The following is a 23,588-nucleotide window of genomic DNA, read 5'->3' on the forward strand; positions in this document are numbered from 1 at the left end:
TTACTTCTTCACAGTGTTAAAAGGGGCGACGCACATTTCCAGCGCCTCGGCCAGCATGGACTTGCCATCCTTCGGCAGCTGGCGGATGGCCGCAGCCATTTCGTTGCGCTTGTGATCCTCGTGCATTTGCTGGTTCATGCACATGGTGCCTTCAGCAACGCAGCGGTTCAGGATGCGGTTGAACAGCGCGGGCTCGACCTGTGCGTAGTGGCGCACCGGCTCCTTGGCGGTCGGCTTTTCGAGCACCATGTAGTCAGCGCGGTCGAGCACTTCGGTACCAGTCTTCATTTCCTTGACCCAGGTGTCGAAATCGGCCTGCGTCACGCCCTTGTAGGCAAACTTCATGTGCGAGAAACCGTCGCCGCTGAAGTTGGCCGACAGGCCGCGATAATCGCCGGTCTTGTTCAGCACCGCGTTCAGTTCCGTCTCCATGCCCGGCATCGCGTAGATCATGCCAGCCAGGGTCGGGATGTAGAACGTGTTCATCACGGTCGACGACGTGATCTTGAAGCGCACCGGCACGTCGATCGGGGTCACCAGGTGATTGACCGACGCGATGCCCTGTTCCGGATAAATGAACAGCCATTTCCAGTCCAGCGCCACCACTTGCACTTCGAGTGGTTTGACCGACGCAGCGAGCGGCCGGTTGGCGTCGATGCGGTCGAGCGGACGATACGGGTCGAGCTTGTGGGTACTGACCCAGGTAATCAGGCCCAGCACGATGATGATCAGGAGCGGTGCGCCCCAGATGATCAGTTCGAGCTTGGTCGAGTGGTCCCAGTCAGGTTCGTAGGCCGCGTTGGCGCCCTTGCGGTAGCGCCAGGCGAACCAGACGACCAACAGCATCACCGGAATGATGATGATCAACATTAATAGAACCGATATGACGATCAGATCGGCCTGCTGCTTTGCTATATCGCCGGTGGGATTCATTACGACGGTATTGCAGCCAGCAAGCGCTGCAAGAAGAAGTAATGGCAGTCCGCGGCGGACAATTTGTGGAATCATGCTAGGTATCTAACGTTACATGGAGGGAGAGCGTGCTACTGTACTGCCAACGGTCGCCAAAGAACATTGGACAGTTTGTCCCACCCTTTGCCATAATGCAATTTTAACAATAGTGTTACCCACAATAGTGGCGACCGCGACACGACTTTTGGAGAATTAACCATGCACAGCACTACCCACGGCAGCGACGACGCCGCTCCAATCACGAGCCCGAACAGCGGCGCACGTAACATCAACGCCCGCGACGAACACATTTCCCCCGGCGACATCGCCGTCGGCGTCATTGTCGGTCGTTCGGCGGAGTACTTCGAATTCTTTGTGTATGCCATCGCTTCGGTGCTGGTGTTCCCTTCGATCTTCTTCCCGTTTGCCGATCGCCTCGAAGGCACACTGTACGCCTTTGTCATTTTCGCGTTCGCCTTCATCGCGCGTCCGTTCGGCACGCTGCTCTTCATGTGGATCCAGAAACGCTGGAGCCTCGACATGAAACTCCTGATCGCCCTGTTCATGATGGGCACCTGCACCGTCGTCATCGCCCTGCTCCCGAGCTACAGCGAAATCGGCGGCGCTGCCATCGTGATGCTGGCACTGCTGCGCATCGGCCAGGGCCTGGCCCAGGGCGGTTCGTGGGATGGCCTGCCATCGCTGCTGGCCCTGTCGGCACCTGAAGGCAAGCGCGGCTGGTACGCGATGCTGGGTCAGCTGAGCGCGCCGCTCGGCTTCGTCATCGCTGCCGGCGTGTTCGCTTACCTGATCGGCAACCTGTCGCAGGAAGACTTCCTGACCTGGGGCTGGCGCTTCCCGTTCTTCGTCGCCTTCGCCATCAACGTCGTCGGCCTGTTCGCCCGCCTGCGTCTGGTCTCGACCACCGAATATGCACGCCTGCTCGACACCAACCACATGACGCCTGCCCCGGTCGGCGAACTGATGCGTAATCAGGGCACCAATATCATCATCGGCGCTATGACCGCACTGGCCAGCTACGCGCTGTTCCACCTGGTCACCGTGTTCCCGCTGTCGTGGATCCAGTTGTACGATACCCGTCCGGTCGAGTCGTTCCTGCTGGTCCAGATGGCTGGCGCTGTGCTTGCCGCGCTGGGCATTCTGGCCTCGGGCTATATCGCCGACAAGGTCGGTCGTCGCACGACGCTCGGCACGCTGGCCGCGCTGATCGCGCTGTTCTCGGTCTTCGTGCCATCGCTGATCGATGGCGGCACCGCTGGCCAGAACACCTTCATCCTGGTCGGCTTCACCCTGCTGGGCCTGTCGTATGGCCAGGCAGCGGGCGCCACGACGTCGAACTTCCAGAAGCACTTCCGCTACACCGGTGCGGCGCTGACGTCGGATCTGGCATGGCTGGTCGGCGCGGCGTTCGCCCCGCTGGTCGCCCTGGGTCTGTCGGCCAACTTCGGCCTCGGCTACGTCAGCCTGTACCTGCTGTCGGCAGCCGTGGCCACGCTGGCTGCGCTGAGCCTGAACCGCAAGCTGGAAATTCGTGACTGATCTGTCTGGCTTTTTTTGACAGTGACAACAACGGCCCTTCGGGGCCGTTGTTGTTTTCGGCTGCGTGCACAGGCGATGAACCGTTTGCATTACTAAATACAACATTGCATTCCATCCAGCAATCTTTGCTGATGGTATGATCTTCGCAGCCGACACGCGTGTGCCCCAACGGCCCGCGCTACAGTGGCCAGTTCGCGCATCCATCGACGGATGGCGACGCTGGCACTTGCCCCAACCGCTACCGCGCGCCCGGCTTGTCTGCCGCATGGCACGACATCACGGAGCCCAGTCCGGTACACGGGACGTGGCCGTATTTCATCCTGTTCTCACGATCGCACAACCATGAATCTGCATCTGTCACTGCTGGCTGGCGCCCTTCTCGTCACGCAATCGGCCATTGCCGCCCCGCCGGCTTGCTACAATTTTTCACCGGTTAATCAATTCAATGTCCAGGTGTCGGCCAGCTACTGGAATCCGATCATCAGCTACGTCTCGGCCCGCAGCAAGGTCTGCATGAAGCTCAAGCTGGGCCGCACCTCGGCCGACACGACCAGCTTCGTGCTGGCCCGTGAAGTCGACTTCGCGTTTACCAATCACCTGTTCAGCCCCGATCGGGACAAGATGGGCTGGACGGTGTTCGGGCGCCGCAACGCGCCGCCCGTGCATGCGCAGATCGTGGTGCCGGTCGACTCGCCGATCAAGGACCTCAAGGAACTGGCCGGCGCCGCCGTGAGTTTTCCCGGCGCGGAGGCGCTGGTTGCCTACAAGGTCAATTACGCGCAGCTGCTGCGCGCCAATATTCCCGTCAACGTCGTGTTCGCAGGCAATCAGGACGCCGCGTTCACGCAGCTGTTCGCCGGCATGGTCAAGGCCGTCGGTGCGAATTCGCAGCTGGTGGCGAACTGGAGCGGCCGTGAAGGCAGCGCGTTTCGCGTGCTGTGGAGTTCAGCGCCATTCAATGATCTCGCGCTGATGGCCTCGCCACGGGTGCCGGCCGAGCAGGTGCGCGCCGTCGCCAGTGCCTTCCTCACGATGCACACCGACCCGGAAGGCAAGCGCGTGCTCGCCGAATCAGGCGCGCTGGTTCACGCCCCGGTGCCGTTGTCGTTCGTCCCGGCCAGCCAGGCCGACTACGCCAGCTACCGCGCGTTCTACGCCGACGCGCCGGCCAGCCTGCGGTGACACGTCTCGCCATGATATTTGCTCCACTGCGCCTGCTCAAGCGCGTCTTCCTGCCGCGTTCCCTGATGGGACGCGTATTCGGCGTGTTCGCGGCCACGATGCTGCTCCTGCTGGCGGCCGGCCTGGGCATGTTCTACCGCTACCAGTACCTGCAGCACATCGAAGAAACGCAGGACAATGCGCTGATGCTGGTCGAGGCGGTGATCCAGCCGATCGAAGAAAGCGTGGTCATCGGCGATTACGACACGGTCAAGCGTACGCTCGGCAAGATGCTCGTCAAATCGCCCTTCAACCGCGCCCAGTTCCTCGAGGTCGGTGGCGGAGCCATCAGCCTGGAGGCGCAGGACAGCCAGCACGCAGCGCCGCCAGACTGGTTCACGGCGCTGATCGTCGAGCGGTTCTACGATGTCAACCGCGTCATCACGGTCGGTGGCAAGGATTACGGCGTCATGCGCCTGTCGTTCGACGTGACCAAACTGGCGGCCCAACTGTGGCAGCTCATCATCGAAACCGCGGCGGTGGCCTCGGTGCTGGCCTCGGCCAGCCTGCTCATGATGCGCGTGCTGCTGCGCCGCTGGCTAGACCGTCTTGGCGGCCTGCGCGCCTTTGAACACGACGTCGCCGCCGGCCTGGTCACCGCCGAGGCGCCGTTGCACGATGACGCGCCGCTCGAGATCCAGGAAGCGATCCTGGCCGTCAACCGCGGCACTGCCAGTCTGCGCGTGCAGTACGGCGAGCGCATCGAGCTCCTGATGAATTCGCTCGTCCAGCACAAGAGCGCAATGGACCAGGCCGCGATCGTGTCCGAGATCGATGTCGACGGCCGCATCGTCGTCGTCAACGACCAGTTCATCGCCAACAGCGGCCTGTCGCGCGACGAGGTCGTTGGTCAACCCCTGGCGCACCTGACCATCCCCGGCCCGCTGCCAGCCTGGGCACCCGGGCCGAACGTCTGGAAAGGCGACGTCATGATCGCCGGGCGCGATCGCACGCTGCAATGGCACCGCACGATCGTGCCGATGTTCGATGCGGGTGACACGGTGCGCTATATCTGTATCGATATCGACATCACCGAGCGCAAGGCCTTCGAGCGCACGATCCTGGCGACGGCCCGCCGCGAAAACCTGATCGCCGAGCTGGGCCGCGTGGCCCTGACGGCGACCGACCTGCACCACGTATTCCGGGAAGCGATCCAGGCCGCAGCGGCGGGCCTGGATGCGCCGAGTGCGGCGCTATTTTCGCTGGAACCGGCGCCGATCGGACGCTCGCTGGTGATCCGCGCCGGCAGCGGCGCCCTGGCCTCGGCCACCGGGTTCGCCCTTGACTGCCCGCTGGGGCCAATGCCGCAGCAAGAGCCGGCCGACCTGCTGCGCCCGCTGTTCGCGACCGTCGGCGCCGCCTACCAGGTGCGCAGCAGCGTCGATGCCTGCGTGATTTGTACGGAAAGCCCGTTTGGCGTGCTGGGCGTATTCTCGGACGACGCCCGCCAGTTCGGCGCAGACGACCGCAATTTCCTGCGCAGCATCGCGCACATCCTGGCCACCACGATCGAGCGCCACACGGCCCAGCAACGCCTGACCTATCTGGCGCAATACGACGCCTTAACCGACCTGCCGAACCGGCGCTACCTGTCCGAGTCGCTCGACCTGGCCATCGGTGCCGCCGCTGCGCAGGCACGACGCACCGGCGTCATGTTCATCGACCTGGACCACTTCAAGAAAGTCAACGACATGCTGGGGCATGGGGTCGGTGACCAGTTGCTGGTGCTGGCTACCAAGCGTCTGCAGGCCTGCGCGCGACCGGGCGATCTGGTTGCGCGACTGGGCGGCGACGAATTCGCCCTGATCCTGCCCGACGTCGTGGAAGACGGCGACATCGCCGTGCTATGCACCAGCATCATCGATGCGCTGGCCGCGCCGTTCCTGCTGCAGGGCCAGCAATTGTTCGTCTCGGCCAGCATCGGCATTGCGCGCTACCCGGAAGACGGCGCCAGTGCAGAGGAGCTGCTCAAGAGCGCCGATACGGCCATGTATGCGGCCAAACACAATGGCCGCGGCAATTTCCAGTTCTTCAGCGCTGCCATGCACGATGCGACCACCCAGCGCATCAAGCTCGAAGCCGAGCTGCACCAGGCACTGGAGCGGCGCGAGTTTTTGCTGCATTATCAGCCGAAGCTGGATCTGGCCACGGGCAAGACCAGCGGCTTCGAGGCGCTGCTGCGCTGGAACCACCCACAGCGCGGCCTCGTGCCGCCGCTCGAATTCATCTCGGTCCTCGAAGACACAGGTCTCATCATCGCGGTCGGCGAATGGGTCGTGGCGGAAGTCTGCCGCCAGCTCGGCGCCTGGCGCGCCGACGGCTTCCCGATCGTGCCGGTCGCCATCAACCTGTCGGCACGCCAGCTCGAGCAGGACGATCTGGCCGCAACGATCGAGCAGATCGTCACCGCCAGCGGCATTGCGCCGGCACTGCTCGAGTTCGAGCTGACCGAATCGATGCTGATGGTGAATCCGGACGCCGCGGTCGCGATCCTGGGACGGATCAAAGCGCTGGGCATGCGCCTGTCCATCGACGATTTCGGCACCGGCTATTCGAGCCTCGCGTACCTGAAGCGCTTCCCGCTCGATGCGCTCAAGATCGACCGCACCTTCGTGCGCGACCTGCCGCATGACAGCGACGACGCCGCGATCACCCGCGCCGTCATCAACCTGGCGCACAGCCTGAATCTGAAGGTGGTGGCGGAAGGCGTGGAAAATCTCGAGCAGCTGTGCGAACTGAAGCGCTTTGGCTGCGACGAAATCCAGGGCTATTATGTCGATCGGCCACTGGTGCCGGCACGTTGTTTCATTCGTGCCGACAGCGCGCCGCTGCTGGGAATGCAGCGCGACGCTGCGCTGGCGATGTAAGCGAGCCGGTGTTGGCGGGCCGATCAGGCCAGCGCCGTATCCAGTACCGTCATCACGATGAACCCGATGACCAGCGCAATGCTGGCCTGGGTGCCATTGCCCGACTGGCGCGATTCCGGAATCACGTCATTGACGATGACAAGCAGCATGGCGCCGGCAGCGGCGGCCAGCGCATACGGCAGCAGACCAGCGGCGATACCGATGAGCGCGACGCCGAACACGGCAGCGATCGGCTCGATCAGCCCCGACACGATGCCCATGCCGACAGCAGCGAGGCGGCTGTAGCCGACGGAATGCAGCGCCAGCGCCACGACCAGGCCTTCCGGCACGTCCTGGATCGAGACACCAGTGGCCAGTGACGTGGCTTTTTCGAGGTCGATGCCAGCAAACGCGACGCCAATGGCCAGGCCCTCCGGCAGGTTATGCAGCGCAACGGCCCACACGAACAACCATGCGCGCCGCAACGACACCTGGTCGGGATCGGTAGAGAGGATGCTGTCGGTATGGACCGCGCGGCTCATCAGGAGAATCGCGCCGGCGCCGGCCAGGATGCCCGCGCCCACCATCAGGCTGGATTCCCAGCTGCCCGCTCCGGCCGATGAGGCTGCGTTCAAAGCGGGAATCACGAGCGAAAATGCAGTGGCGCCCAGCATGACGCCGGCGCCGAAACCGAGGAATGAGTCGTAGGTACGACGAGAAAAATTCTGTGCAAACAAGACGGGCAATGTGCCAAGCGCAGTGGCTGCTGCCGCGGCGCTGCCGCCCAGCAAGGCGGCCAGCATCTTCGGGTTGGCATTCATGAACTGCTCGATCAGGCTGCCGATCAGGACAAACAGGACAACGGTGCAGATACCAGCAATAATGACGCGACGTGGGGTGAGCCAGCTCGGCATGCCGCGGTGTGGTGGGGCTTTCTCGACTTGACTATCCATGCGGCTTCCTGATAACTGAATGCCGCCTGCCACAGATCATGCGGCAGGCGGCGTGGGCATACGCTATGCGTTTTGCTTACGTCGTTTCGCTTACGTCGTCTTCTTGACGCTGGCCTTCTTTTTCTTGGCAATACCGGTATCGTCGAGCGGACCGCCGCGTGATGCCACGGTGGGTTCACCCATTGCATTTCCGCTACTGCCACCTATCGTACCACCGGATGCAGATTGCATCATGCCCAGTTCGGAACCGGTGCGCGGCATGGCCATCGGGTCCGACAGCGTGCGCGCCGCCATCATTTCCAGCACGTCGATATCGTCGGTCGGCAGCGCCACTTCGGCGTCGCCCGCACCGCCATCGACAGCCATCTGCTTGTCGCGGTCGCTGATGAAGTCCCAGTCGGCGCCCTGGTTCCAGGCACCCCGGACCTCGCCCTCGCCCTGCGACATATTGTAGTAAACGCTGGCAAATGCCGGCACCACGGGCATTTTGCCGGGCGGGAAGTTTGGCTCCATTGCGTACAGCGCTTTCTCGAACGATTTCATGTGCGCCACTTCGCGCGTCATCAAAAAGCCCAGCGCCTCTTTGACGCCCGGGTCGTCAGTCAATGAAATCAGCCGCTCGTAGACAATCTTGGCGCGCGCTTCGGCAGCGATGTTCGAGCGCAGATCGGCGCTCGGCTCGGTGATCGAGTCGATGTACGCGGCCGTCCAGGGCACACCCGCCGAATTGGTCAGCGGCACACCGGCGCCATACAGCACCTGGGTGATGTGACTGTCGTTACCGGCCCCCGTGATGCTGCGATAGGTATCGGCTTCCATGTCGACACCTTCGGCCAGGCGGCCTTTGGCGCCCTTGTTGAGCATCGCAACGATGTTGCCGATGACTTCGAGGTGGCTGAGTTCTTCGGTGGCGATATCGAACAGCAGGTCCTTGCGGCCTGGATCATCCTCGGCAACCGCCTGGGTAAAGTAGCGCATGGCGGCGGCAAGCTCACCCTGCGGGCCGCCGAACTGTTCGAGCATCAGGTTCGCCAGGCCGGGATTGGGGCCGCTGACGCGGACGGTGTACTGCAAACGCTTATTGTGAGCAAACATGAAAGTATCCTCATATGGGTGTTCATCCTTGCGGCACGCGTCATGCGTGACCGTCCAGGACGGGCCGTCGTCAAGATCGGCAGCCCAGTGAACCCATAATCGCATGACAACTATTGGTCATCCATCAGGTGTAATCCCGAGTCCGTGTAGGATTAATTTGACACGATGTTATTTCAAATCAACATTTGCACGTGGCAGCCAGCCTGTGCAATCTGGCACATGACTGACAAGGCACCGGCATGCGCGCCTACAGTCATCTCGACCGACGTGCCCCACGATAGCGGACAAACAATCACATCGGGGGTACTACCATGTTCAATCTCAAGCAACTCAGCCCAACCATCACTGACATGATCCGCTTCGATCATTCGCACGTCATGGTCACCTTCCACCAGTATTCGAGCGACAAGAGCCCGACCGTCAAGAAGGCGTTGGCCGACACGATCTGCGATGCGCTGGAAATCCATGCAACGCTGGAAGAAGAGATTTTCTATCCGGTAATGCGACGCGAAGATGCGAAGCAGCCGTTCATCCACGAGGCTGAACCGGAACACGACGAGATGCGCCGCCTGATCGCCCAACTGCGTCGCACCAGCGGCGCCGATCCGCGCCACGATGATCTGGTCATGGAATTGATGCGCGACGTGATCCATCACGTGGCCGATGAAGAAACCCGCCTGCTGCCCGATGCCGAGAACATCCTGGGCAAGGCGCGCCTGTCGGAACTGGGTGCTGCAATGACGCGTCGCCGTCTCCAGCTCGTCGGGCCGAAGGCCGGCAAGCTGGCCAAGGAACATCTGGTTGGCTTCTCGGGCAGCAGCGCGGCGCTGGCCGTCGGTGTCGTCGGCGCCCTGATTGCCGCCTTCGCGCTGACGCCAAAGACAACCTCGAACGACAAATCGGCAGAGGCATAACGCGCGCAGTCGCCTTTACCTGACGCGATGCAACACCGTCCCCGGCAACGGCGACGGTGTTTTTTTTGGCGCTCTACAGGTCGGGATAAAGGACTGGCAACTATCGGCCGAGGCCACGTTAAGACCGTGCAGGGGCTGCAATGAACAACTGCAGCTCTTCGCAGGCGCGTACCCGTTCGAAGTCGATGGTGGCTACCAGAAAGTAGCGCAGTGGATTGAGCGTCAGCGGGCCTTAGTCTGTCAGACCGGCCATGGCCCCAGCCATTTTCAGCAAGTGGTACACCTGCGAAAACGCCGTCGTGAAGTGCGGCACCATCCGGTCAAGCGGCGTGCGCTGCAACGCACTCATCACGGCGGCCGTACTGGTCGCGCGCCAGAACTTGTGTGGACCAACAATAAAGTTTGACAAAAGCCCTTTTAAGAACCTGGCCAATTCCAACGAGCTGGTGTGCGAACAAAGTTTGACACAAACAGTCGTCGGCGTCTTCCATGTCCGCAGGTAGCGACAATAAAGTTTGACACAACTACCTGTCCCCGTAGGCCAACGCGACCGGCTGCTTTCGACCCAAAGCAGTCATACGGGTTGATGCTTGCTTAGCGGCGAAGGTGAACCGTGAATGCCGGCTCGCTTCCGATATCTGCCAGCGTAAGGCTACAGCTCGGCAGCACGGCAGACAGGCGCGCTGCTGACTCACCCATTGCTTTTGACCGGCTCTAGGAGCGAGCCTGCCACCCCACGTGCGTGGGCCGGACGCGCGAGCAGTACCAGGCCGACAGCCCCGGACAGAATCAACAGCCCTGAAATAATTTCCGCTTGCGTCGCCGTGGCGAAGCCGATATCGAACATTGGATTAATCCGTACCTGTTCGATCACCATGCGCTCCACGCCGGCGAGCAGCACGTACAAGGAAAAGAGCCATCCTTTGCGGAACCGGTGATCGCGCAGAACCCAGAGCAGCGCGAAGCAAGCAAGCCCCATCACAGTCTCATACATGGGGGCCGGGTAGACGCCGGGAGCAGCGATGACTTCGCCAATAATATTATTCTCATAGGTTTGCGCCCACATCCAAGTCGGCAGAAAATCAGGCTTAAGTGCAATGTTGGAAGCGACGCCCCAGTCGCCGTCGCCCGAGACCTGACAACCGATTCTTCCCAGTGCGTAGCCGAGCATCATGGCTGGCGCAGCCGCGTCCATAAGAGGACGCAGCGGCAGCTTATGCCACTTCACGTAAAGCAGACCGACAATGGTCCCGAGGATGAGTCCGCCGAAGATGGTGAGACCGGCACGAGTGAATATCATTGACAAAGGATCGGCAGTGAACTCATCGATATGTTCGAAAATATGGAAAATCCGCGACCCCATGATTCCTGCCACCATGATCGCCACGGTAAAGCCCGGAACGATTTCCTGGGGCGCTACGGGCCGCAGCGTCACGAGTCCATCGCTACCCCTGCTCTTCATCATCGCAGGCCCGATCTGGCCATTTTTGTAAAGCCGCCCTAGCTCGCGTTGGAACTGTGCTGTTGCCACCAGCATCGCGAAGGCAACGCATATGCCGAACATGGGTAGAGGCAAAGGGATATCGTAGCCCGTGATTGCCTTTAGGAAGTCGCTAAGATATGGATATGCCATCGTGTTCCTTTGAAACCAGGTGCCTAGTTAATCCGAGATGCCCAGAGGCTGCTTCTAGCTGAACCCGGCCGTCCAGCTGAGCATATCAGGTCACCAAAGCGGAAAAGTCGCGGACTGTCACGACAGGCCGCTATCGACCCGAAGCGGACCGTTACTTTTTGACCAGGAGTGTCGGGTCGAACCAAACATCCTCATACCCATCGGCGATTTGGAATCTGTAGCCCGGGGGCAGTGACAGGTAAGGTTCAACCGATGGCAGGTACTCAGCAACGTGTGCGACGTGAAGCGGTTGATAGAAGTCGGGATCTGTCGATGCCTCGCCACCACCCCAGATAAACCACCCGCACGTTCCGTCAAGGTGAATCCGTAAGCCGTTGATGGGAAGTTCTCCAACAGTGGCGAGCGCAATCCCCAGTTTCGCCCCGAGGGCTGGCGGCTCCGCCACTGCACCGAATTTTGAACACACGTCCTCTTGCTTTTCCATGGATTCCTCTCAATGTTGGCTCGGGAGGTTGAAAGACCGCTTCTCGCCGACCCCTGTCGTTCAGACCAGCATGGCTGGTTGCCAAGTTGAAAATCCAGTGGTGGCTCCGACAGGCTGGAAGCGACCTATAGCAGACTACCGGGAAAGGGCGTAGCACAGGTATCCAGTCGCCACGACAATGTACGCGATTGCAATGTACCCGGACCACATCATGAATTTTCCTTCCCAGCTACCTTCCTTGCTGAGTTTTGAATAGTATCCCCAAACATTTCCAGGCTCGTACTTCTTTCGATGCCTGTAGTCGATAATTTGGTTGGGAATTCCAAGAACGATTACAAGAACTAACGCCGTCATCTTGAGTATAAACACGTGGTCCTCCTTTGGTCGTAGTCCTCCGCCAAAGCCCGCGCTTGGCCGAACCCGCCCTCTCGTATTAGCTTAGCAGGTTGCCAAGCTGGAAGATTCACGGACTGTCACGAAGGACCGGTTCCGACCCTAAGCAGCCGTTGAGTTGCTGGGGAAAACGTCCTAATCTACCAATGCGGATATGAGATGAGCTACAAGTGCCTGAACCTTAGTTGACGGCGTGGGGACTGACGGAGCTACAGCAGAGGCTTTCAATGGCTCAAGCTGGCAGTCAGATATACACCGGACAAGCTTGCGACAGACCAGCAGCCATCCGACGCGTTGACGGCCCTGAATACTTTAACGCAGTGACCTTGGCATGGGCAGCAAAACGCGGTATCCGTATTGATTTCATCCTACCTGGACATCCCCCTACCTAGAGCGTTACAACAGAACGGTTCGCTACGACAGGCTCGCCTATTACCTGTTCAATATGCTCGACGAAATCCAGCAATTCGCCACTAATTAGTAGGGGACCTATAATCACGACTGGACCAAAATGGCGCTCGGCGGCTTTACACCACAACAGAAACTTGGCCTTGCCGCTTAACCTCTATTTTTAGTAGCCTCTAAAAATGGGGAAATTACCACCGGAGACGAGCGCGTCCTGGCGACGCTGGCTACGGATACTCTTGAGCCGAAATTTACTTCGTACGGCGCCGGAAGGCCACTAACACTTAACGGGAAGGATGTCACTGGCTCCAGTGGTTTCGATTAATCGAGAGCCCCTGAAAGCGACGCTGCTTCTCGATCAAGACAGTTATAATTGCTGCAGGCGCAAGCGATGTCAGAAGAAATTACGACAGCGGATAATTGAATTAGTTCGAAAATGTCGGACTACCGGATCTGATACCCGGCTCCGCTGTGACACCCAGCCTCGCGAACACCAGCCCTGCTACGCTAGCCATGAGTCGCAGAAACCAGGCTGGAAATCAGCATACATCCACACGCACCGTAATGGCCTTGCAGCGCAACCATGCGTCCACCGATACGAAAAGTCAACGCGCCATTAACGATCACGTTCATACCATGGCCAGGCATTGGGCAGAAAATCTTGTCGCCAACGCGGGCAATTCCGATCCCCGCGACAGTGTGCGTGACCGATGCCGTGATGACTCGACCGCCGTGAGATGTCATATCTCCCAAGCGGATAATTGGTAGCGCCATGTTCCACCTCTCGTTGTCGAAGTTATCGAAACCGCCCGCTTCATTCTGTAGCTGCGTTCAAGTAGCCGCACTTTCGCAATGTATTTTATAATCCTCAATCATGTGAGGATAATAGCGAAAATCGCCGGTGTAATTTATTAACTGTTGCTGCAAGATGTAGATCTCTGCCCATCATTACCGCGCAGGTTTTCTTCTTGTTGTCGTGCGACTACAGCAGCTTTTTCAGCATCAAGAACCAAAAGCCGATTAATCGACCGTGCAGTCCCTTCACGAACAGGTCAAATGCAATCACCGTCTCTTATTCACGCAGGCTTGCTAACGACGCATTACTATTCCTTGATAGACAAATTGAAGGCTACTGTCACTCATCTAAATAATCAAGAGTGTGACGCTGCTGCAGGCGTGTCATGCCTGCAATCTTGTCGTCTGGATCGTCCGACATCATAGCGATGAAGATCGATTTGTACACTGGATTATGCCTGTCGAAATCCATTCCATGGATAACCATCAGCTTGGTAATGGCTAACGTAATCGGGATACGTTCGATTTCGGTAAAAATCATGCGTTTAAGCGCATCCACCACGCCGCGCGTCACTGGCGCGATCGGAACGGAACCGGCAAATTCTCCGCGTATTTCCTTGAATTCACTATTGGCAAACGCCGTCATCGCATTGATATAGATCGGGTCTGGGTCACGCTTGTTTATGTACTTCAACATCAACAATCGATTGCTCTCCAGCATACGACGCACGGCCGAGAAGGGCGTGATAGGCATTGGCATGTCAATTTCGGCCTTGAATAAAGCGACTGCTTTGGCACTATCAAGCAAATAAAGCCCGGTAATAGCATCAGGTGAGCGCGCAAAATCATTTGCGAGAAAATTCCACGCTTCTTGCCGATCGGCCTGACTGATCCCATCGAAATAACTTTGATCGAGGCCGTTTAACCGCTCCGCTCCAGTCTTATCGAAGAATGCATAAAATTTTGCGAGGGAGCCGCTTTTTAATGGACTGATCATGGCACAGTTCCCTCTAGTCTTAGCAGATCATTCACTTCCACGTCGCTAAGGCGAATCAGATCGCCGGCACCACCAATTTTGTACATGCTCAAATCTTTCACTTCACCTGAAATCATCTTAAATTGAATCACTGGCTTTTCAACATTATGCCATAGCGTGTTGGTGTCACTAAGTTTTTCAATTGATTGCACTGTACTCACATTGCCGGTTACACCCTCAGCGTATTGTTCGGACACGCCTTTCCACAAATCGCGCGCGTAAGGAGGGTCGCCATACCTAGCATCCCAAGTATAACCCTTGTTGACTTCTTCCCAGCCGTCAATAATTCGTCCGCCAGATGTCGTCTCCAATGTCACACCATTGATACTCTCCGCATATTTTTGTGCTGCCAACGGATCGCCGGACCAGAATACAGCGCCGTCCTTCGGTGAACCAACATCCAATCTTTTTATGACTTCATCCCATGAATCGCCGGGACCACTGGGCAAATGCGGCCGCAAAATTTTTCTTCCCTCTTCGATTTTGGCCGCCGCAAGTACCCTGTCACCACGTTTTTGCGCTTCCTGTGCTTCGTTCGACAATTTCGTTATGCGCTCCCGGTCCGCGGCGACCGCGGCATCCACTACGGCCTGCTTCTTCGTATTAGCCCCATCGTCCGGCGGCTTTACTGGATCCGGACTGTCCTTCAGTGGCACGTCATCTGCAGCTGCAACTGGCGCCGCTTTCGGTTTCGGCTTTGGTTTTGCGACGCCTGCTACTGCTGGCTTGGCAGCGGAAGTTGGCGCTTTCGGCATGGGCTTCGGTAGCACCTTGCCTGGCGTATCGCGCACGCGTTGCTTTACCGGTACAGTGGCCGCCTTGTTCTCGACCTTCACCCCCGCCGACACCGTATGCGCCTCTTTCGGCGCTGTCTGCGCCAGGACCTTGCCCAAGCGGGCGTCCAGCTCGGCCAAGGCTAGCGGCATCTGTTTCAACGCATCATGTTGTAGCGCGTAGAATTTCTTTTCCCAAGCCGCCAAAGTCGCGATAGTGGTTTTCACGCTGTCGAAGTAGCGAAAGCTTTCCAGATGCGTGCGCAACGACCTGACTATGCTGACTAGCTTGCCGATAAATTTTCCAATCGCCTGCACCAGCGTTTTTTCGTACGTGGCAAATTTCACTGCACGCAGGAATTTCAGCACGTCGCCGTGGACAAACTTTTGCAGGAACTGGACCAGTTCAACCAGCTTAGTCGCCTCCTTAATCAGCATCAGCATTATCGCGCGCAATGCGGCGCCCAATTCGGAACCAGCGATGCCGCCAACGATAGCACCCGCACCGGCTGCTGCCGCGCCGCCTGCAGCCAATGCTAGCGGCAAGGCGACCACAATCAGGCATGCGCTGAGCAGAACCCATTCCATCAGCTCCTCGCGCTTTTCAGGATGGCTGGCCAGACGCAGGATGACAGCCGTCGCGTCACGTGCGCTGGTCACGATGACAACGCCGGGAACAAAACTGATCAGCATGTCGGCCACGACCGCCGACAACGGCCGGTGATCGGCAAATTCACCGAAGAGCACGGATTTTAGCCAGTCCATACCACCGACGATGCCATCCCATGCATCGTCGAGGATCGAATCCTTAGGCGGCGACGGCCGCGTCATGCCTTGCCCTCCTCTGGAGCCTTGCGTGGCGTCCAGCTAAGGAGTTCATGAATGTCCTCATCCATTTCTGTACTGACTGTAGACTGCGCCTGCATCGGCTTGTAGTCGTATTCGATCTTCGCGCTGACGCCCGCGGGCACGCCTACAACGCGCGCAATGCCTGCCGCATCGAGCACGCCCTTCCGCGTGCTGCCGTCGCTCAGCGTGGCTTTGTATGCGGCGCCAGCCAGCACCGCACCCCAGTCCGTAAGATGGCGGAACTCCAAGTCGGTCTTTTGCAGTTCCGGTTTGAGTACGTGCGGCATCACATACGGTTGGGTCGCCGGTCCCGGCATCGTATGCATTGACGCCTTCGCCGTCCATGTCCCAGAGGTTCCGTTGGTGATGCCGGCCGCGTCGATCTGAATGAACGAGCCGCCTGCGGAAATCATAACCTCATCTTTAGCATGGATTGCGATGCGCGACGTGGTCGACAAGAGACGCACAACTTTCTCGGCGATCAGGTCCAAGTCGTCATTTTGCGCTTGGATTTCGACTTTCCCCTTGGCCGCAAATAATTTGATACCGGCGTTATAGGCAAAAAGGCTGATTTTCTCCGCGACGCTGGCCAACAGACTTTTGCCGGTTCTGTCGCATTAGCAAACCTCCGGTGGCGGGATCAGATAGACTGCGGCGCCCGACTACTGGATGACTCGACATGCTCAACTTCAAAGGGGCGCGCTTTCCAATTGATGTGATCCTGGTCTGCATCCGCTGGTATGCAGCCTACCCGCTGAGCTACCGGCACCTCGAAGAGATAATGGAAGAGCGCGGCGTGTCGGTCGACCATTCATCGATCAACCGGTGGGCCATTCGTTTCCTGCCGCTCATAGAGAAGATGGCCCGGAAAAACAAGCGCCCGGTCGGAGGCAGCTGGCGCATGGATGAGACCTACATCAAGGTCAAGGGCGTCTGGAAATACCTCTACCGCGCTGTCGACAAGCAGGGTAAGACCGTCGACTTCCTGCTGACGGCAAAGCGCGACATGGCCGCGGCTAAGCGCTTCTTCGAAAAGGCTATGGGAGTGAACGGCGATCCGAACAAGGTCGCGATGGACAAGAGCGGCGCCAACAAGGCGGCCATGGATGCGGTCAACGCTGGCCGCGATGTGCCGATCCTTGTACGCCAGGTTAAATACCTCAACAACATTGTCGAACAGGACCATCGCGCCATCAAGCGGGTGACTAGGCCAATGCTCAACTTCAAATCGTTCCGGTCTGCCGGCTCTGTACTCGCAGGCATCGAGTTGATGCACATGATCCGCAAGGGTCAGTTCGCGATCGACGGCGTCGAGGCCATGTCGTTCGCCGACCAATTTTTTGCGCTGGCAGGAATAGTCCGTCCAGTTTGAGCGGTGCAGTGGCGTCCTAGGAAAATTCTGTCGTTTGATCAACAACGCGACACAACCGTTCTGAATGGCAGCACTTGCCGTCCCAGTGATTGAAGGAGCAGCCCTGGCGCTGCTGCGGGCGCTTGGCGTTGTCGCTGTCACGGGTGCCGGCGCGGCCGTTGTCAACGAAGCAGCGAAAAAGAAGGCTGAGTCAGCTGAGCGAGCAAAGGCAGCGCCTATCGCGAAGGCCGGATCGCAAGCAAAGACGCGCGATAAATGCTCCAAATGTCCTCCCGATTGTGGAAAGTTAGTCACCCGGAACTGGCACATGTCAGACGAAGCCCGCGCTTATCAAGCGCGAATTACGGGGTTTACGCCCCGCACCGAATGGGAGTTCGGCAACACCGATTTTGATGGATTCAAGTCGCAAGCATGCTTGTTGCTAGAAGCCAAAGCGGGTTACGATCAGTTTTTAAGCCAGCAGAGGAAATCGAGGAGACGCCCAAAGTGTTTTTCCGGCTCACAGGATTAGCTAAGATGAAAAATCAAGCTAAATCACAGAGTATTGTTGTTGAGGCTGCGTCACCAGCCCAATTGCACTGGCACTTTATGGAACCGAAATGCTATGCCTACTGTACTGAATCGTTCAGTTTATCCTTACTACCCATTGTTACACACTTGACCCCATGAGTTTCTATCTCGCTGTTAGCGCAAACTTCCGGACTGGCACCAGTCTTCCATCCTTGGACGACCAGTACAATGATCTGTGGAAACTCGCCAAATCTCTGGAAACATTGGGCCAACCGATCAACGATTGGTTCCCGCCTGCGGACACGGAAGTGAACTCCTTGTTAAACCAAGCATTTACCTCCAGTGGCGTCAGCCCTGCCGCACTCGCGCTAGCGAGGGCTGACAAGGGCAATCGCGCGACTGATCTTCGTACATTGGGGGTCTGGAATGGTAAGGATGACCAGGGCGCGATAGTATATACCGCGACCTATAATACCAGCCGCATTCCATCAGATCTGGATTTTAGCGCCGACGGGGTTACCGGATTTATCGACTATAGGAATGTAGTTACACTCGTAAAAGCTGTGATCACTATATGGAACCCTATTTTAGTAAAAGTGGTACCCAGCGGGTACAGCAAACGCCGAATATTCCCTGACCGCCCGCCGGTGGGATGGATGATTTATCTCCCGTTTGAGGTAAACGCAAAACAAGTCCCTGAAGCGGCCCATGTAATTCCAATCACTGACGGAAAAGGCAAAAAGCAACAAGGAACCTTGATCGTAACGGTGACTAATAGGTTCGATGTGACTGACCCAGAACACGTGAAGAAGGCAAATGCCATCGAAACTCGACTTGTAGACCAAGATCTGCTCCCTACGTTGAGGGAGTTTGTGACAAAATTTTAGCGCACGATTCATTCGATTCGCTTAGCGCTGGCTGTCGTTAACTGCGTGTTTTCGATAGTTAGCCACTAGGGGGCTAGTGTCCCTCTATCGAATACTTGTGCAGATGTGATCACCTAATCCTCGATTCCACGTAGGGCGAAGCGCAATTAAGTCGCTTCCACCAGCCTGATATTCAGACCACGTAGGCCGGCAGAAGATTGCACTTCCTGGCGCGACTGTGAACGCCGGTCCCTTTAGCAAAATCAGACGGCACAGCTCAGTACGGAAGGACAAACACCGTAGCTCCTAGGCCAGGCTACTTATAAACGACGGAAACTGCACCTTGTCGCCTGTCGTTGAGGATGCAAAAATGCAGGACGATAGAGCCAATATTTGCCCACTCGAAAAACATGTCGACACGCATTCGATGAATCCACAAAATCATCAGATCTGGATTTAGCTAATAATCAGCTAAGATGTTGATTTGCACCGAAAATTGGCCCACTTTCCCCAGTAATTTGCAACTGAAACTGACCCACGTGAAGAGCACAATTTGACCCGTCTCATCGGCAGGAGAACGGAGTGATCGACGTGGCTTTACTAGGCATAATTCGACGCTGGCACATTCGTGATCAGATTCCCCTACGGGAGATCGCCAGACGAATCGGCATCTCGCGCAATACCGTCCGACGTTATCTACGATCGGAAATGACTGAGCCCAGCTATGCCGAGCGGCGTATAGCTAGTGGGCTAGACAAATATTCTTTGCAATTATCAGGATGGCTCAAGGCAGAAGCGAGCAAGCCGCGCAAACAGTGGCGCAGTTTGAAACAGATCCACGCGGACCTGAAAGAACTGGGTTACGAGGGGTCGTATGACCGCGTGGCAGCGTTTGCCAGGCAGTGGAAGGCGGGTCAAACTGAGTGGGTCAATTCATCGAGCAAACGAACAGCTTGATTTTCTTCAAGATGTCCTCTCAAATTTCAACGGCAGCTTTTGGCCGGCACTTGCCCTTGCGTACAGCTGTCATGACCTGGTTGAAGCATTTTTAGTGCTTGAGTGCCCACCACCTGATTGCCGGGCCTGCTTTCGCCGCTCAAGTAACGCTCCTGTGCCCGTGACCTGGTCGATGTCCTTAATCAGTGTGTTGATGCGCTCGGTCGGGACGGTGGGGCCAAGGCAACCGGTGTAGAGCACGACACTTTTATTGCGATATCCCCGGCCCCGGCTCACGCTCAAACTAAGCGTCGACATATCGGTGAACGTGTTTTCGCAACCGTCGGCCCCTTCCTGGTAACTATCGCGAATCTCATCGAAGCTCGCGTTACGCAGCGCCTGTGCGATTTGCGTCAAGCCGCGCCGGTCAATCCGGGATTCATCAGAGCCGCCTGTGTGCTCGAAGGTCGGGCCAGAGTGACGCACCCGCCCGTCAGAAAAAATCTTGACCTCGAAGGCGGGGCAGTCGAACAGGCAGGCCGATTGCTCGATTGTGAAGGCATCGAAGTCCGTGAACGGCTTCAACCTCTTCTGTTCGATTGAGCCTGCATCTCTACACGCCGATAGCAGCAATGCCGCCGTGAGGAAGATCCATGTGCTGAGTGATCTCATCAAAGTTTTCCAGCCATGATTAGCCGATCGGCAACTCGCCGCCACTTGAAAATATAAATGTCGCCGCTTGCAGACAAAGGTGCCGGCGCCGTCAGCTTCTGGTCGAACTTGGCCGTTGGAACAGCATAACAGGTCATCAAAGCCGAAAAGTCGTAGACTATCCCGAAGGGCCGGAGCCGACCCGAAGCAGACCTTGAGAGTCTTCAATTTTGTTTTGCTAAGCGACGGTGATTGGCGTCGTGATCCGGTGACCGTGTGAATTGAAAAAGCTTCCACCTGCAAACCCTTCGAGGGAGCGCTCGATAAATTCTCTCGCTGTCGTGGTGGAGATTGAATGCTTTTCGTCCGGTGGTATGTGAACGCGCCACCAACGACCAGATCGACTCTGATGTGGCCAGTCGATGAGATACTTGAGCCACATATGACCACAAAGATTGCAAGTTAAAACAGAGATTTCGGCCCCGTGGCTGTCTTCGCCAACTTCGACGGTTTTATAATCCTCAAAGCGAAACGGGGGTTCTTCACAGGAACATGAACGCCGTTTCATGGCCTTATCATTCAATCCAGAAAGATTTAAGAGGCGTCTGACAATTCTCATCATGCTCTCTTCCTAACGAAATGATTGTGGATGCGATGGGCCGCTTTTGGCCGAACTCGGCCACTCACTACAGGATGGCAGGGGGCTCAGAGAGGGAAGCCACGGAACGTCACGACAGGCGGCGCCCACCTGCCGCAGCGGTCGCCACTGCAATCGCATCTGTCTCAACTATGCTGTGACTCCAAGCGGTACGGGATATCGCGCCCGCGTATCAGTTGGCGGCCTGCTCGAGGTCGCTGTCGCAGGCGTAGGACTCGCCCTGATCGAAACCGTTGACCGTGACATTTTTCAGGCGGCCATACTCGTCGAATGACACATTGGCCAAGCGCTGCGGCTCGGTGCCGACGGCATAGGCGGCCCCGCTCTCGCTGAGCATCACTTGTTCGGTGGTGACCTTGTTCAAGTCGAAAGTCTGGGTACCCACCCTGAGCAGATTGCCCTCCAGCTGGAAATCGACCTTCCGTCGGTTCATGATGTCCTGACCGGCGCCAACGCAGGTCACCTTGCGTGGCTTGACCGTGAATTGCTGGGCGTAGGTTGTGAACAGGGTCTTGCCATCAAGCGGCAGCACGTCCTTCACGCCGCTGCAGCTGATGTCCTTGTCGCCGTACTTTGCTATTACGTTGTCAGTGTTGCCCGGGCCGGAATTCTGCAGCGTGAGGAACAGCTCGCCCACTTCGCCGATCAAGGACACGCCCTCGGCTTGCTTACCAGGAGGCGTGCGCAGCAAGGTTGCCTCGCCCTCGTGCAGATTGGCGCTGAAGGTGCCGATAGTCACCGCGCCATTGCTGCCGACCTTTACTTCTGTTGCCACCGGCTTCATCTGCAAGCCTTCTGTACACTTCCCGCCGAATCTGCCTTGCAGGGCACCGGCGATCGGCTGCCAGTAATCGACCTTCGGCAGTGTTGGTTCGGCCTGCTCGGCGGCTTCTGCGACCTTAGCCCGCTCTTCGGCGGCTGCCTGTTCGGTCTCGGGCTCGCGGTCATCAGTAGATTTGCTGCAAGCAGTAACGCCGAGAGCAGCGACAATCAGCAGGAGTGAAAAAACAGGAGGGCGGTGCGGACGCATAGGCTGTAAGTTAAGATTTAAGCAATGATTGCAGATCATATCCGAAACGAATACGCGTGATAAGCCCAACCGTACACTGGATTGCGTCGTCAGCAAAGCTGCCAACCTGCTGTCGCCCCTCGAACAAGGCCGTCTGGGTGCCGGGCAATGAAAGCTGCACGAGATCCAGCTTCCCGAACAGCAGTTCGTAGATTTCGCTCGAAACCACAGAACCATTAGGGAGTGGCCCAGCGACTTGTTGCTAAATCGTACCGAACCCGACCGCTCAGTCGAAGAACCTGTAACCGTTCATTGATCGTTGTATGCGCACTATCACTTGGCGAGACCTCGGCTCGTCGAATATTAAGACGCAATACTTGATCACGAACTGCAGGAACTTCAGATAGTTCACTCCGCCTGGATGAGCGGGTCGCGAGCATTTCAACAATTGCGAAGTCAAGCGAGGTGAAATCACCTTTCATCGTGCATCATTTAGCATATCTGCATAGTAGGTACAGGTGGATCTAACCGGTGACAGTCCGCTCTTGGCCGATTCCTGCCTGTCGCGACCGGCTGGTTTCGACCCGAAGCGGACGGTCGTCGAAGGGCCAGCCTCATCGATGCACCAATCGCCACTTTCCTATACAGCCAACAAGCAAAAAATAGGACGCCGCCATGAGCCAGAGCATGTTGCCCCATCCGATGCGCGGCCAGCCGTAGTCGTGAAAGTACTTAGCATTGACCGTCCAACTCGTGTAAGCGGAAAAAGCAAATAAGACTAGCAAAACCGCACCAAAGCCACCGACAAGAAGGCGCGCAACATATCCAATCTTATGGTGTTTAGTATCCATATCTTATGTCCGGTTATGGCCGAACCCGGCCGTTCGGCCCAGCATAGCAGGTTGCTGAGCTGGAAAATTCACAGACAGTCACGATAGGCCGCTGTCGACCCGAAGCGGACCTAGGCGGCTGCCTTGGCAGAGAATGCATTAGCACGCTCAGAAAGTAATTGAGCATGCCACTTCTCGAGAAATTTCCCTTCCGCTTCCACACCCTTGTCCTTATAGAGCCGTTCAGCCCACCTGCCCTCAGAGCGCTGAACAAAGGCATAGCCATCATCGTTAAGATCCGAATTGAGAAGTTCTGTCTTCGAAGTCACGTGTTCCAGTGAGGCTGGCATAGCGTTGATCAAATAGTCATGTTGTCCCAAAAAACTCAAAAGTTGCCAAAACCGTCGCTGAATGACGCCGTACTTCACTTCTGGGAAGCCGGCTCGCCGATGCGTAGCTTCACACTCGATTTGCTATTGGACCGATATGATTTTGAAGTCCTGTGCAGGCCGTGGCGGCCACTTTTTGCTCATAGCTTCCTTTCAATCTTAGTCCAGTTTTGGCCGAACCCGGCCGTTCAGGCCAGCATAGCAGGTGGCCAGGTTGAAAAGTCACTGACTGTCTCGACAAGACGCTGTCGAACCAAGCTGTGTAGAAACCCAAGAAAAATCGTCGGATGAAAAATCGAGCCCCAGAACGGCCGCTATGCGATTTTCTTGAGGTCGGGAGGGGCACACTAAGCATGAAATTTTCAAGTTTTTGCACAGCCTGGACCCATTTCAGACGCTCAGTACGACTAGCGTCAACTACGAGACTAACCTTCTTTGACGCCACGTACGGTGTCGCTT

General features: G+C 57.4%; 22 protein-coding genes and 1 pseudogene. 9 read left to right on the forward strand and 14 right to left on the reverse strand.

Annotated elements, in window-relative coordinates:
• Positions 1–1,008, reverse strand: coding sequence for a ubiquinol oxidase subunit II (gene cyoA, locus HD842_RS06660; protein ID WP_183552478.1), 1,008 nt, complete (start codon positions 1,006–1,008; stop codon positions 1–3).
• A 162-nt stretch (positions 1,009–1,170) separates the two neighbouring features.
• Here cyoA and HD842_RS06665 point away from each other — a divergent pair, with 162 nt between their 5' ends.
• From HD842_RS06665 to HD842_RS06675, 3 genes are all read left to right on the forward strand, one after another.
• On the forward strand, positions 1,171–2,511 hold the full coding sequence (locus HD842_RS06665) for an MFS transporter (RefSeq protein WP_183552480.1): 1,341 nt from the start codon (positions 1,171–1,173) through the stop codon (positions 2,509–2,511).
• Positions 2,512–2,853: 342 nt separating this feature from the next.
• Positions 2,854–3,693: a phosphate/phosphite/phosphonate ABC transporter substrate-binding protein gene (locus HD842_RS06670; protein WP_183552482.1), complete on the forward strand. Its 840-nt coding sequence runs from the start codon at positions 2,854–2,856 to the stop codon at positions 3,691–3,693.
• An 11-nt stretch (positions 3,694–3,704) separates the two neighbouring features.
• Complete coding sequence (locus HD842_RS06675; RefSeq protein ID WP_183552484.1) at positions 3,705–6,599, forward strand: EAL domain-containing protein; 2,895 nt, start codon at positions 3,705–3,707, stop codon at positions 6,597–6,599.
• A 23-nt stretch (positions 6,600–6,622) separates the two neighbouring features.
• Here the strand turns inward: HD842_RS06675 and HD842_RS06680 are convergent, their stop codons facing one another.
• Positions 6,623–7,531: a ZIP family metal transporter gene (locus tag HD842_RS06680; RefSeq protein ID WP_183552486.1), complete on the reverse strand. Its 909-nt coding sequence runs from the start codon at positions 7,529–7,531 to the stop codon at positions 6,623–6,625.
• A 90-nt stretch (positions 7,532–7,621) separates the two neighbouring features.
• Entirely contained in the window at positions 7,622–8,626 is a 1,005-nt protein-coding gene (locus tag HD842_RS06685) for a manganese catalase family protein (RefSeq protein WP_183552487.1), read from the reverse strand.
• 311 nt (positions 8,627–8,937) lie between these two features.
• Between HD842_RS06685 and HD842_RS06690 the strand changes: the two genes are divergently transcribed.
• Complete coding sequence (locus tag HD842_RS06690) at positions 8,938–9,540, forward strand: hemerythrin domain-containing protein (protein ID WP_183552489.1); 603 nt, start codon at positions 8,938–8,940, stop codon at positions 9,538–9,540.
• 691 nt (positions 9,541–10,231) lie between these two features.
• Here HD842_RS06690 and HD842_RS06695 read toward each other — a convergent pair.
• From HD842_RS06695 to HD842_RS06720, 6 genes are all read right to left on the reverse strand, one after another.
• The gene (locus tag HD842_RS06695; RefSeq protein ID WP_183552491.1) at positions 10,232–11,173 is read right to left on the reverse strand and encodes a prolipoprotein diacylglyceryl transferase; all 942 of its coding nucleotides are present in this window, start codon (positions 11,171–11,173) and stop codon (positions 10,232–10,234) included.
• Positions 11,174–11,324: 151 nt separating this feature from the next.
• Entirely contained in the window at positions 11,325–11,657 is a 333-nt protein-coding gene (locus tag HD842_RS06700; protein WP_183552493.1) for an immunity protein Imm33 domain-containing protein, read from the reverse strand.
• A 1,305-nt stretch (positions 11,658–12,962) separates the two neighbouring features.
• Positions 12,963–13,229, reverse strand: coding sequence for a PAAR domain-containing protein (locus HD842_RS06705; protein ID WP_183552495.1), 267 nt, complete (start codon positions 13,227–13,229; stop codon positions 12,963–12,965).
• 361 nt (positions 13,230–13,590) lie between these two features.
• Positions 13,591–14,247: a hypothetical protein gene (locus tag HD842_RS06710; protein WP_183552497.1), complete on the reverse strand. Its 657-nt coding sequence runs from the start codon at positions 14,245–14,247 to the stop codon at positions 13,591–13,593.
• Positions 14,244–15,890, reverse strand: a complete 1,647-nt coding sequence (locus HD842_RS06715; protein ID WP_183552499.1) for a hypothetical protein — start codon at positions 15,888–15,890, stop codon at positions 14,244–14,246. The genes HD842_RS06710 and HD842_RS06715 overlap by 4 nt, the downstream gene beginning before the upstream one ends.
• Positions 15,887–16,501: a DUF2345 domain-containing protein gene (locus HD842_RS06720; protein WP_229424615.1), complete on the reverse strand. Its 615-nt coding sequence runs from the start codon at positions 16,499–16,501 to the stop codon at positions 15,887–15,889. Before HD842_RS06720 ends, HD842_RS06715 begins: the two co-directional genes overlap by 4 nt.
• 86 nt (positions 16,502–16,587) lie before the next feature.
• On the opposite strand from HD842_RS06720, the gene HD842_RS06725 reads away from it, so the two are divergent.
• The 5 genes and pseudogenes from HD842_RS06725 to HD842_RS06745 form a co-directional block, all read left to right on the forward strand.
• Positions 16,588–17,280, forward strand: coding sequence for an IS6 family transposase (locus HD842_RS06725; protein ID WP_183552501.1), 693 nt, complete (start codon positions 16,588–16,590; stop codon positions 17,278–17,280).
• Positions 17,281–17,344: 64 nt separating this feature from the next.
• Positions 17,345–17,791: a Tox-REase-5 domain-containing protein gene (locus HD842_RS06730; protein WP_183552503.1), complete on the forward strand. Its 447-nt coding sequence runs from the start codon at positions 17,345–17,347 to the stop codon at positions 17,789–17,791.
• 5 nt (positions 17,792–17,796) lie between these two features.
• The gene (locus HD842_RS24445; protein WP_370660796.1) at positions 17,797–17,949 is read left to right on the forward strand and encodes a hypothetical protein; all 153 of its coding nucleotides are present in this window, start codon (positions 17,797–17,799) and stop codon (positions 17,947–17,949) included.
• Positions 17,946–18,677, forward strand: coding sequence for an Imm52 family immunity protein (locus tag HD842_RS06740; protein WP_183552507.1), 732 nt, complete (start codon positions 17,946–17,948; stop codon positions 18,675–18,677). The genes HD842_RS24445 and HD842_RS06740 overlap by 4 nt, the downstream gene beginning before the upstream one ends.
• A 561-nt stretch (positions 18,678–19,238) precedes the next feature.
• Positions 19,239–19,565: pseudogene (locus tag HD842_RS06745) on the forward strand (winged helix-turn-helix transcriptional regulator); the annotation flags it as partial.
• Positions 19,566–19,682: 117 nt separating this feature from the next.
• On the opposite strand, the gene HD842_RS06750 reads toward HD842_RS06745, so the two are convergent.
• The 5 genes from HD842_RS06750 to HD842_RS06770 form a co-directional block, all read right to left on the reverse strand.
• Positions 19,683–20,264 (reverse strand): DUF6438 domain-containing protein, encoded by a 582-nt coding sequence (locus HD842_RS06750; RefSeq protein WP_183552509.1) that lies wholly within the window; start codon positions 20,262–20,264, stop codon positions 19,683–19,685.
• Between the two features lie 217 nt (positions 20,265–20,481).
• Positions 20,482–20,865: a hypothetical protein gene (locus tag HD842_RS06755; RefSeq protein WP_183552512.1), complete on the reverse strand. Its 384-nt coding sequence runs from the start codon at positions 20,863–20,865 to the stop codon at positions 20,482–20,484.
• Between the two features lie 208 nt (positions 20,866–21,073).
• The gene (locus HD842_RS06760; RefSeq protein ID WP_183552514.1) at positions 21,074–21,931 is read right to left on the reverse strand and encodes a hypothetical protein; all 858 of its coding nucleotides are present in this window, start codon (positions 21,929–21,931) and stop codon (positions 21,074–21,076) included.
• A 593-nt stretch (positions 21,932–22,524) separates the two neighbouring features.
• Positions 22,525–22,761, reverse strand: a complete 237-nt coding sequence (locus HD842_RS06765; protein ID WP_183552516.1) for a hypothetical protein — start codon at positions 22,759–22,761, stop codon at positions 22,525–22,527.
• Positions 22,762–22,871: 110 nt separating this feature from the next.
• The gene (locus HD842_RS06770; protein WP_183552518.1) at positions 22,872–23,168 is read right to left on the reverse strand and encodes a hypothetical protein; all 297 of its coding nucleotides are present in this window, start codon (positions 23,166–23,168) and stop codon (positions 22,872–22,874) included.
• Positions 23,169–23,588: the final 420 nt, after the last annotated feature.

Source organism: Massilia aurea, from assembly GCF_014200505.1.
GTDB lineage: Bacteria > Pseudomonadota > Gammaproteobacteria > Burkholderiales > Burkholderiaceae_D > Telluria > Telluria aurea_B.